This window comes from Intrasporangium chromatireducens Q5-1, assembly GCF_000576575.1.
In the GTDB taxonomy this organism is placed as follows: Bacteria; Actinomycetota; Actinomycetes; order Actinomycetales; family Dermatophilaceae; genus Intrasporangium_A; species Intrasporangium_A chromatireducens.
The window spans coordinates 1-9,996 of record NZ_AWQS01000140.1; the positions used below are offsets into that span (position 1 = coordinate 1).

Below are 9,996 nucleotides of genomic sequence, written 5' to 3' on the forward strand. Positions count from 1 at the left end.
GCGGAGAGGGCGAGGCCGTCGAGCAGGTGGCGCTGGGCGAAGGCGAACACGACGATCATCGGCAGCGTCGCGAGCAGGGTCGCGGCCATCGCGATCTCCCAGTGGTACTCGCCGGACAATGCGAACGCGTCGATGATCTGCTTCAGCCCGCGCGGCATGGTGAAGTACTGCTCGGTCTGCAGGTAGATCAGCGGCTTCATCAGGTCGGACCAGCTCGCCTGCATCTCGAAGACGAACACGATGATGAGGGCGGGCCGGCACAGCGGCAGCGCGATCCGGCGGAACAGCCCGAAGAAGCTGCACCCGTCGATCCGCGCCGCCTCGAACAGCTCACGGGGCACGCCGAGGAAGAACTGGCGCAACAGGAAGATGTAGAACGCCGACCCGAAGAGGTTCTGGGCCCACAGCGGCACCTGGGTGTCGACGAAGCCCAGCTTGTTCCAGATCAGGTAGACCGGGATCATCGTCACCGCGCCGGGCAGCATCATCGTCGACAGAACGAGCCCGAACAGCACGCCGCGCAGCCGGAACCGGAAGTAGGCGAAGCCGAAGGCCACCGCCGCGCTCGAGATCGTCACGGTGACCGCCGCCATGAGGGCGACGACGGTCGAGTTGATGAGCCACTGCAGGACCGGTCCGGCGTTCCAGACCTCGACGAAGTTGCTCCACTGGATGTGGTCGGGCACGAGCTTGTTGTCGAAGACCTCGGTCTTCGGCTTGAGCGACGCGCTGACGAGCCAGACCAGCGGGTAGACGAAGGCGACCGAGGCGGCGGTGAGCAGCAGCAGCCGCAGCAGCGTCGCCGGCGTGAGGCCGCGCAGGCGGGTGATCATCGGTCCCCCTCGTAGTAGACGAGCCGGTTGCCGACCTTCACCTGGATCACCGTGATGACCAGGATGATGACGAACAGCAGCCACGCCATCGCGGAGGCGAAGCCCATCTTGAAGAACTGGAAGGCGTTCTGGAAGAGGTAGACCATGTAGACGAGTGACTCGTCGGACGCGCTCGCCTTCTGCTGTGGCCCGTAGAACATCGTGTACGCCTGGTCGAACATCTGCATCGCCGCGATGGTGTGCGTGATGACGGTGAAGAAGAGCGCACCGGAGATCATCGGCAGCGTGACGTGGAAGAAGCGTCGTGCCGCTCCGGCACCGTCGAGCATGGCCGCCTCGTAAAGCTGCTTCGGCACGTTGTTGAGCGCCGCGAGGTAGATGACGACGGTCCCGCCGACGGTCCACAGGCTCACCATGGCGAGCGACGCCTTGAGCCAGGCGGGGTCGGTCGTCCAGTTCGGCCCGTCGATCCCGAACCAGCCGAGCACCTGGTTGACCAGGCCCGTCTGGCCGTTGAGCAGCAGCAGGAACATCGCGCCGGCGGCCACCGCGGGCGTCATGACCGGCAGGTAGAAGACGGTCCGGAACAGCCCCTTCGCGCGACCGACCTTGTGCAGCAACATCGCCAGCCCGAGCGCGACGACGGTGCCGATGGGAACGAAGAGAGCGGCATACACGAAGGTGTTGGACAGCGACTTCGCGACCCGGGGGTCGTCGAAGAGCTGCTGGTAGTTCGCGAGCCCGACCGGCTCGGAGGGGCGCACGACCGAGTAGTCCGTGAAGGACAGGAACAGGCTGGCCACCATCGGCCCCGCGGTGAACACGAGGAAGCCGAAGATCCACGGCAGGAGGAAGAGGTATGCCGCTCTGCTTTCCTTGCGCTGCAACGATCCTCGCGCGCGTCCTGCCCTGATGCCTCGCGCCGTCCGAACGACGTGCTCAGCCATTCTTGCGCGCCTTGTCGTAGGCCGCCTGAGCCTCCTTCTGCGCCTGGTCGAGGGCGGACTGGGCCGGCATCCCGGTCAGGACCTTCTCGGCGGCGCTGCGCCACGCGGCGTCGATCTCGGAGCCGGCCGGCGACGCGTTGAGCGCCTTGGCGACGTCGAGGGTGGCGTAGTAGTTGTTGATCGCCTGCTCGAAGCCCGGGTCGGGGACGTCCTTGAGGTACTTGGCCTTGATCTCCTCGTCGGCGGGCTTGTTGGCCGTGAAGAGGCCGGTGAAGAAGCTCTTGTCGGCCTTGACCTTGGCGATGCGGGCGTCGGCGGCCTTCAGCCACGTCTCCTTGGACGTCATCGTCTTGGCCCAGGCGCACGCCGCGAGCGGGTTCTTCGCGCCCTTGGGGATCACCCAGGCGTTGCCGCCGACCGTGCTGACCGGCTTGCCGTCGTGGTCGGTGAACGAGGTCGACTGCAGCTTCAGCCCCTTCGGGATGAAGTCGCGCAACACGTTGACGTACCAGTTCTCCATCGGGAACGCGGCGACGGCGTGCGCGGACAGCGGGTTGTTCTCGCTGAAGATGTCATGGGCGTCGCGGAACGCCTTGAACGAGGCCCAGCCGCCCTGTTCCTTGACGAGCCCGGCCGCGAAGTCGAGCGCCTCGACTGCCTTGGGGTCGTTGAGGTTCGGCGAGCCGTCCTCCTTGATGAGGTCGGCGCCGTTGGCCATCGCCCAGAGCGGGAAGTCCTCGGGGAGCTTGGGGTCGAAGCCGATCGCGCTGATCTTGCCGCCCTTGGCCTGGTGCAGCTTGTCGCTCGTCTGCTTGAGCGCCTGCCAGTCCTTGGTCTGGATGTCGCTCGTCTGCAGGCCCGCGTCCGCGAGCGCCTTACCGTCGATGAGGTTGACGACGACGACGTAGAACTCCGGGATGCCGTAGAGCTTGCCGCCGAGCGTCACGGTCTTGAGGGCGGCCTCGCGGTACTGGCTGGTGTCGACCTGCTGCCCGGTGACGCACGACTCGAGTGGGACGATCGCCTGCTGCGCGGCATAGGTCCCGACGAGGTTGCGGTCCATGTAGACGACGTCGGGCGGGTTGCCGCTCGCGAGGGCGGTGAGGAACTGCTGTGCGTCGAAGCTGCCCTTCGTCTGCGACACGTCGACCTTCGGGTAGGCCGCCTTGAACGCCGCGACCCGGGCCTGGGCGACCTCGTCCTCGCCACCGAAGCCCATGATCCGCAGGGTGCCGGTCGGGCTGCCGCTGAACTCGCCGCCGCCGCTCGCACCGCCGCTGGCAGCTCCGCCGCCGCCACCCGAGGTGCCGCCCCCACCGACGCCGGCACAGCCGGCCAGCAACGCCACGGCGCCAACCGCCACGAAGTTCCTCAACCGCATGACACCCCTCCAGTCTTCGACGTCAAAGCGCGTGGGACGGCAGTACCCGGGCAGCACTCAGGACAAACACAAGCGGCCCGACACCGAGGTGCCGGACCGCATGTGGTCAGCCGAGCCGTGTCCGTGGCGCGGCGGAAGGTGGGTTCACCACCAATGAGATCGTCCCCCGATGGCGTGTCCAGCGGCCCCGAGCGCCCACAGGATGATCCCGATGACGAGCAGGATGATCCCAATCGTCCAGAGAATGCTGATCTTGAGGATCAGGCCGAGAATCAAACAGATGATCCCGAGGATGATCATGAAGCCTCCTAGTTCGGTTGACCTTTCAGCAGTACCCCCGAGACGGCTCTCCTAATCGCGCTCTTGTCGGCCTTCCTCACGTTCGTCCTCGTGGCGGCGTGCCTCGTGCTGGGCCGTCGTCTCGTTCCCCTTCGGCGTGCGGGGGCGGCGCCCCCACGACAGGAGGGCGAAGCCGCCGACGAGGATGACCACGATGATGACGAGGAGGATCAGTCCGAACTGGTCCTTCATCTCGTACCTCCTCCGAGCTGTTCCTCACCCCGTTCCCCCTGTGGCACCCGGCAAACCCCGGCAGAAGACCGTGGGGAGGGTCAGCCGAGCAGCTCGCGCGCCACGACGAGGTCGGCGACCAGCGCCGCGAGGTCGGCGTCACGCTGCCTCGACCGCAGCACCGACGAGGGGTGGGCGGAGGCGACCGTCGTCGGTGGCGCCTCGAGCGAGCCGAGCTGCTCGGGCCAGGGCGTCGGGGTGCCGCGCGCCGCACCGACCCGGAACCCGGAGCCGTACACGGCCTGCCCGGCTGTCGCACCGAGCAGCACGACGACCTCGGGGCGCACGAGGCCCAGCTCGGTCAGCAGCCACGGCTCGCACGCCGCGACCTGCCAGCGGACGGGCGACTTGTGGATCCGCTTGCCGCCGTCCCGCTTGAAGCGGAAGTGCTTGACGACGTTGGTCTTGTACACCCCGGCCGGGTCGATGCCGGCCTCGCCGAGGGCGCGGTCGAGCAAGCGCCCCGCCGGTCCGACGAAGGGCAGGCCCTGCTTGTCCTCCTGGTCCCCCGGCTGCTCGCCGACGAGCATCAGCCGCGCGGGCACCGGGCCGTCGCCCATGACACCCTGCGTCGCGTCGAGGTACAGGTCGCAGCCTCGGCATTCCTGGACGGCCGACCGCAGTCGGTCCTCGTCGGGCTCGTCGGGCACCCACGGGCCGGCACCGGGGTAGTCGCTCCGCTTCGTCATCGGGTCACGACCGGGGCTGCTCGATGGTGAACCAGCGGTAGCCGTAGCCGCCGACCTCGACGCGGGCGAGGCCGCCCTCGGCGAACGGCAGCCGGCTGCCGTCGAACCGGTCGACGAGGACCCCGACCTCGTCCGTTCCCGGCAGGTCGAGCTCGACCAGCGCCCCGCGCTCGCCGAAGTTGTGCACGGCAACCATGGTCCAGTCGTTCTCGGGCGACCGGCAGAGGTGGGCGACGACCGCGGGGTTGTCCTGGTCGATCACCTCGAGGGTGGACCAGGCGAGCTGCGGCGACTCCCGGTAGGCGCGGATGAGGCGCTGCATGAAGCGCCACATCGAGTCGTTGTCGCGCCGCTGGCTCTCGACATTGACGTTCTTGGGACCCCAGTCGCCCTGCGGCATCTGCCGGGTCCAGCGCCTGCGGGGCGCCTGCGAGAAGCCACCCTCGGGGCTCCACTGCATCGGGGTCCGCACGGCGAACCGCCCCTCGATGTCGAGGTTCTCCCCCATGCCGATCTCCTCCCCGTAGAAGAGACAGGGCGAGCCGGGCAGCGAGAAGGTGAAGACGTAGGCGAGCCGGGTGCGGGCGTCGTCCTGCAGCATCGGCGGGACCCGGCGCCGGATGCCACGGTCATAGATGCGCATGTCGGGGTCGGGGGCGAACGCGGCGAAGACGTCCTCGCGTTCCTTCTCGCTCAGCAGGTCGAGGGTCAGCTCGTCCTGGTTGCGCACGAACGTGGCCCACTGGTTCGTGATCCCGAGGTCGAGGCGGCGCTTGAGCGTCTCGACGAGCGGCCGGGCATCCTGCCGGGCGAGAGCGAGGAAGAGGTGCTGGGTCGTCATGAAGTCGAACTGCATGTGCAGGCCGTCGCCGGCCTCGTCACCGAACCACTTGAGCTGCCCGTCATAGTCGAGGTCCACCTCGCCGAGGAGCACCCCGTCCCCGGAACGCCGGGCAACGAACTCGCGGATCTCGCGCAGGTACTGGATCGCCGAGTAGTGCGCCCCGGCCTCGACCACGCCGTCGTTGTCGAACAGGAACGGCACGGAGTCGACCCGGAAGCCGGCGACCCCGAGCTCGAGCCAGAAGCCGATGTTCTTGGCGATCTCCTGACGGACCCGGGGATTGGCCACGTTGAGGTCGGGCTGGTGCGAGTAGAAGTGGTGCAGGTAGTACTCGCCCGTCTTCTCGTCGAGTGCCCACGTGCTCTGCTCGACGTCAGGGAACACGACGCCCTCCTTGGCGTTCCTCGGCGGCGTCGGGCGCCAGACGTAGTAGTCGCGGAACGGGTTCGTCGTGCTCTTGCGCGCCTCCTTGAACCACGGGTGCTGGTCCGAGGTGTGGTTCATGACGAGGTCGATGATGACGCGGATGCCGCGGGAGCGTGCCATCCGCACCAGCTCGACGAAGTCGCCGAGGCTGCCGAGCCGGCGGTCGACGACGTAGAAGTCGGAGATGTCGTAGCCGTCGTCGCGGTCCGGCGTCTCGAAGAAGGGCATCAGCCAGATGCAGGTCACGCCGAGCTCGGCGAGGTAGTCGATCCGGTTGATGACGCCCTGCAGGTCGCCCTGCCCGATGCTGTCCGTGTCGAGGTAGGTCTGCGGGTCGAGGCAGTAGATGACGGCGTTGCGCCACCACAGGTCGGCGGTGTCACTCGGGCGCATGGGCGCTCCCTTCTTCGGGCTCGTCGGTGAAGGCGGGCAGCACATCAGTGGAGAACGCGTCGATGAAGTGGTGCTGCCCGGGGCCGACGAAGTGCAGGTAGACCTCGTCGAAGCCCAGCTCGAGATAGGCCCGGATCCAGTCGACGTGCTGCTCCGGGTCGGCGGAGACGCGCACGACGCGGCGCACGTCCCGCTCCGTCACGTGGCGGGACAGCTCGTCGAACCCCTCAGCCGTCTCGACGTCGAGCAGCAGGGGCGGGCCGAAGACGCCGGCCGCCCAGTTCTCCATCGCGACCGCGATCGCCTCGTCCTCGGTCGGGGCCCAGCTGAGGTGGACGAGCAGGGCGAGCCAGCCGCGGCCGCCCGCCCGCCGGTAGGCCGCGGTGATCGCCTGGAGCCGCTCGTGCGGTTGCGCGACGGTGACGAGGCCCTCGGCCCAGCGGGCGTGCCAGTGCGCGGTCTCCTCGGTGAGCACCGAGCCGAGGAGCGGCGGGCTGGCATCCGGACGGGACCAGACCCGCGCCCGGTCGATCGCGACGAGGCCGTCGTGGCTCACCTCCTCGCCGGCGAGCAGCAGACGGATGGCGTCGACGCACTCGACGAGGCGCCGTTCGCGCAGCTCCTTGCGGGGCCACCCCCCGCCGGTCACGTGCTCGTTGATCGCCTGGCCGGAGCCGAGCGAGGCCCAGAACCGGCCGGGGAACATCTGCCCCAGCGTCCCCATCGCCTGGGCGAGGACGGCCGGGTGGTAGCGCTGTCCCGGCGTCGTGAGTACGCCGAAGCTGAGGCTGGTCCGCGCCAGCGCGGCACCGAGCCACGACCACGCGTGCCCGGCCTGGCCCTGCCGCGTCGTCCACGGTGACAGGCTGTCCGAGCACAGCGCCGCGCCGAAGCCGGCGGCCTCGGCGTGGACGACGTCGCTGAGCAGCTGCGACGGGGCGACCTGCTCGTGGGCGCAGTGGAACCCGATCGTCGCCATGACTCGTCACCTGCCCGACTACGCCGAACCAAAACGAGTCGGGTCTCGCGCCGGACCGGGAAGGCACGGCTGAGGAGGCGCCCGGTGAGCGGCATACCAGCCAGGTATGCCGCTCAGCCGGCTGCTCAGGGCAGGTCGAGCGGGCGGACGGCGGGGCCCTCGATGACCTCGCCCCGGTCCGTGAAGCGGGAGCCGTGGCACGGGCAGTCCCAGCTCGTCTCGGCGGTGTTCCAGTGCAGCCGGCAGCCGAGGTGCGTGCACCTCGGGGCGTCGTGGCTCCGGTCCGCGAGCAGGTGCGCGCTGTTGGCGAGGTTGGCCTTCGCGGTCTCGATCACCGAGGCGACGTCGCCGATCCGGCCGACGTCGAAGGCGGGCAGCCAGGCAGACTCACGCTCGGCGAGCAGGTCGGTCAGCATCATCGCGGCGGCGGTGCCGTTCGTCAGGCCCCACTTGGCGTAGCCGGTGGCGAGCAGGACCCGGTGGTGCAACGGCGCCCGGCCGACGTAGGGCAGCCCGTCGGTCGTCGTGTAGTCCTGCGCCGACCAGCGGTAGTCGACGTCCTCCACGTCGAAGGTCGCGCGCGCCCACCGCTCGAGCGCGGCATACTGCCCGGTGGTGTCGAGGTCGGCACCCACGTCGTGGCCCTGCCCGACGACGATGAGGCCGTTCGGGCCGGCGTCCGGCCAGGGGCGGGTGGAGTAGGTCGGCGAGTCGGCCGAGATCGTCATCGCCGTCGGCGCATCACCGCGCAGCCGCACGGCCAGGCCGTAGGACCGCACCGGGGTCGTCCGGGCGAAGCACCCCGCGGTGACACCGAGCGGCAGGAGGGTCGCGACGACGCAGTGCTCGGCGCGGACCGCGTGCCCCTCGGCCGTCACCTCGACGGCGGAGTCGCCGATGTCGTCGATGTCTGTGACGCGGGAGCGCTCGAACAGCTGGCCACCTGCATCCGTGAACGCCTTGGCCAGGCCGAGCAGGTAGCGCCCGGCGTGAACGTGGGCCTGCTCGTCGAACCGGACCGCGGCGGGCACCTCGAAGGGCAGCCCGGTGTCCCGACCAAGGCGGGCGGGCAGCCCGAGGGCCGCCGCCCGCTGTGCCTCTGCCGCGACCCGGTGCGCCAGGTCGTCGGACCGGGTGTAGACGAAGGCCGGTGCCCGGGTGAACCCGCAGTCGAGCTCGAGCTCACCGACGAGGGTCGCGACCCGCTCCAGTCCGGCCTGGTTCGCCTCGGCGTAGCGGCGGGCCTGGTCGAACCCGTGCCGCTCGACGAGGTCGGCATAGATGAGGCCGTGCTGCGAGGTGACCTTGCCCGTCGTGCCGCCGCTCGTGCCCGAGCCGACCTGACGCGCCTCGACGACGGCGACCTGCGCCCCCGACTGCTGCGCGAGCAGGGCGGTCGTCAGGCCGGTGATGCCGGCACCGATGACGACGACGTCGACGGAGAGTCGCCCCTCGATGGGTGGGTGCTCGGGTCGGTCGGCCGTGGCGAGCCAGACGCTCTCGTGCTCCATCCGGCTCCCCTACCCACTCGCCGGGAGGGCGCGTCAGCGGCCGGTGCCCCCGTAGACGACGGCCTCCTCGGACGCGTCGAGCCCGAAGGCCGTGTGGACCGCTCGCACGGCGTCCTCGACCTGGTCCGCCCGGGTCACCGCCGAGACGCGGATCTCGGAGGTCGAGATCATCTCGATGTTGATCCCGGCGTCGGCGAGCGCCTTGAAGAACCGGGCCGAGACACCCGGGTGCGACTTCATGCCCGCGCCGACGAGCGAGATCTTGCCGATGGCGTCGTCGAGACGCAGGTCCTCGTAGGGCACCTGGGCCTTGACGCCCTGGAGCACGCTCATCCCCTTGGCGCCGTCGCCCTGCGGCAGGGTGAAGGAGATGTCGGTCTTGCCGGTCTGCGCCGCGGAGACGTTCTGGACGATCATGTCGATGTTGATCTCGGCCTCGGCGATAGCGCCGAAGATCGTGGCGGCCGCGCCGACCTCGTCGGGCACCCCGACGATCGTGATCTTGGCCTCGCCCTTGTCGTGGGCGACGCCGGTGATGATCGGTGCTTCCACAGCGCCTTCTCCTTCGTAGGGGTTGTCCTTGATCCACGTGCCCGGCCTCTGCGACCAGGACGAGCGGACGTGGATGGGGATGCCGTAGCGGCGGGCGTACTCGACGCAGCGCAGGTGCAGGATCTTGCTGCCGTTCGCGGCGAGGTCGAGCATCTCCTCCATGGAGACGACGTCGAGCTTGCGGGCACTGGGCAGGACGCGCGGGTCGGCGGTGAAGACGCCGTCGACGTCGGTGTAGATCTCGCAGACGTCCGCCTTGAGGGCCGCGGCAAGCGCGACGGCGGTCGTGTCCGAGCCGCCCCGCCCGAGCGTCGTGATGTCCTTCGTCGTCTGGCTGACGCCCTGGAAGCCCGCCACGATCGCGATGTGCCCGGCCTCGAGGGCGCTCTGGATCCGACCCGGGGTCACGTCGATGATCCGGGCCCGGCCGTGCACCTCGTCGGTGATGACCCCGGCCTGCGAGCCGGTGAAGGACCGGGCCTCCGCGCCGAGCTGGGCGATCGCCATCGCGACGAGGGCCATCGAGATCCGCTCGCCGGAGGTGAGCAGCATGTCGAGCTCGCGGGCCGGCGGTGCGGGCGTCACCTGCTCGGCGAGGTCGAGCAGGTCGTCCGTCGTGTCCCCCATCGCCGAGACGACGACGCAGACCTTGTTGCCAGCGCGCTGGGTCTCGACGATGCGGCGCGCGACGCGCCGGATCGCCTCGGCGTCGGACACGGACGATCCGCCGTACTTCTGGACGACGAGGCTCACACTGACTCCCGGGACGACTCGACTTGGGCCGTGTCGATTCTAGGGACGGCCGCCGCCGCGGCACCCCGCCCGGTCGCCCCCTGAGACGTCGAGTGAGCGCAAACTCCGGCGGAGTTTG

10 protein-coding genes are annotated in these 9,996 nt (G+C 69.5%); all 10 read right to left on the reverse strand.

The features are described from left to right. Positions 1 to 833, reverse strand: an 833-nt coding sequence (locus N864_RS14825; protein WP_034718374.1) for a carbohydrate ABC transporter permease, incomplete at its 3' end; no start/stop codon positions are given. After that, positions 830 to 1,780, reverse strand: a complete 951-nt coding sequence (locus tag N864_RS14830) for a carbohydrate ABC transporter permease (RefSeq protein ID WP_034718377.1) — start codon at positions 1,778 to 1,780, stop codon at positions 830 to 832. The genes N864_RS14825 and N864_RS14830, both read right to left, overlap by 4 nt. Further along, positions 1,773 to 3,161: an ABC transporter substrate-binding protein gene (locus N864_RS14835; protein ID WP_034718379.1), complete on the reverse strand. Its 1,389-nt coding sequence runs from the start codon at positions 3,159 to 3,161 to the stop codon at positions 1,773 to 1,775. The genes N864_RS14830 and N864_RS14835 overlap by 8 nt, the downstream gene beginning before the upstream one ends. A 144-nt stretch (positions 3,162 to 3,305) precedes the next feature. Further along, positions 3,306 to 3,461, reverse strand: coding sequence for a DUF6131 family protein (locus N864_RS25510; RefSeq protein WP_169735979.1), 156 nt, complete (start codon positions 3,459 to 3,461; stop codon positions 3,306 to 3,308). Between the two features lie 51 nt (positions 3,462 to 3,512). Continuing rightward, positions 3,513 to 3,692: a hypothetical protein gene (locus N864_RS14840; RefSeq protein WP_034718381.1), complete on the reverse strand. Its 180-nt coding sequence runs from the start codon at positions 3,690 to 3,692 to the stop codon at positions 3,513 to 3,515. Between the two features lie 80 nt (positions 3,693 to 3,772). Continuing rightward, positions 3,773 to 4,420, reverse strand: a complete 648-nt coding sequence (locus N864_RS14845; RefSeq protein WP_034718383.1) for a UdgX family uracil-DNA binding protein — start codon at positions 4,418 to 4,420, stop codon at positions 3,773 to 3,775. Positions 4,421 to 4,424: 4 nt separating this feature from the next. Continuing rightward, on the reverse strand, positions 4,425 to 6,083 hold the full coding sequence (locus tag N864_RS14850; RefSeq protein WP_034718386.1) for an alpha-amylase family protein: 1,659 nt from the start codon (positions 6,081 to 6,083) through the stop codon (positions 4,425 to 4,427). After that, complete coding sequence (locus tag N864_RS14855; protein WP_051518624.1) at positions 6,070 to 7,062, reverse strand: TIGR03885 family FMN-dependent LLM class oxidoreductase; 993 nt, start codon at positions 7,060 to 7,062, stop codon at positions 6,070 to 6,072. Before N864_RS14855 ends, N864_RS14850 begins: the two co-directional genes overlap by 14 nt. 125 nt (positions 7,063 to 7,187) lie before the next feature. Beyond that, complete coding sequence (locus N864_RS14860; protein ID WP_034718389.1) at positions 7,188 to 8,573, reverse strand: FAD-dependent oxidoreductase; 1,386 nt, start codon at positions 8,571 to 8,573, stop codon at positions 7,188 to 7,190. A gap of 33 nt (positions 8,574 to 8,606) precedes the next feature. Then, positions 8,607 to 9,878, reverse strand: a complete 1,272-nt coding sequence (locus tag N864_RS14865; RefSeq protein ID WP_034718392.1) for an aspartate kinase — start codon at positions 9,876 to 9,878, stop codon at positions 8,607 to 8,609. Positions 9,879 to 9,996: the final 118 nt, after the last annotated feature.

Excerpts from the sequence above, each read along its gene's own strand:
- N864_RS14850 (WP_034718386.1), bottom strand. The coding sequence starts at position 6,083 with ATGCGCCCGAGTGACACCGCCGACCTGTGGTGGCGCAACGCCGTCATC.
- N864_RS14830 (WP_034718377.1), bottom strand. The coding sequence starts at position 1,780 with ATGGCTGAGCACGTCGTTCGGACGGCGCGAGGCATCAGGGCAGGACGC.
- N864_RS14845 (WP_034718383.1), bottom strand. The coding sequence starts at position 4,420 with ATGACGAAGCGGAGCGACTACCCCGGTGCCGGCCCGTGGGTGCCCGAC.
- N864_RS14835 (WP_034718379.1), bottom strand. The coding sequence starts at position 3,161 with ATGCGGTTGAGGAACTTCGTGGCGGTTGGCGCCGTGGCGTTGCTGGCC.
- N864_RS14840 (WP_034718381.1), bottom strand. The coding sequence starts at position 3,692 with ATGAAGGACCAGTTCGGACTGATCCTCCTCGTCATCATCGTGGTCATC.
- N864_RS25510 (WP_169735979.1), bottom strand. The coding sequence starts at position 3,461 with ATGATCATCCTCGGGATCATCTGTTTGATTCTCGGCCTGATCCTCAAG.
- N864_RS14855 (WP_051518624.1), bottom strand. The coding sequence starts at position 7,062 with ATGGCGACGATCGGGTTCCACTGCGCCCACGAGCAGGTCGCCCCGTCG.
- N864_RS14860 (WP_034718389.1), bottom strand. The coding sequence starts at position 8,573 with ATGGAGCACGAGAGCGTCTGGCTCGCCACGGCCGACCGACCCGAGCAC.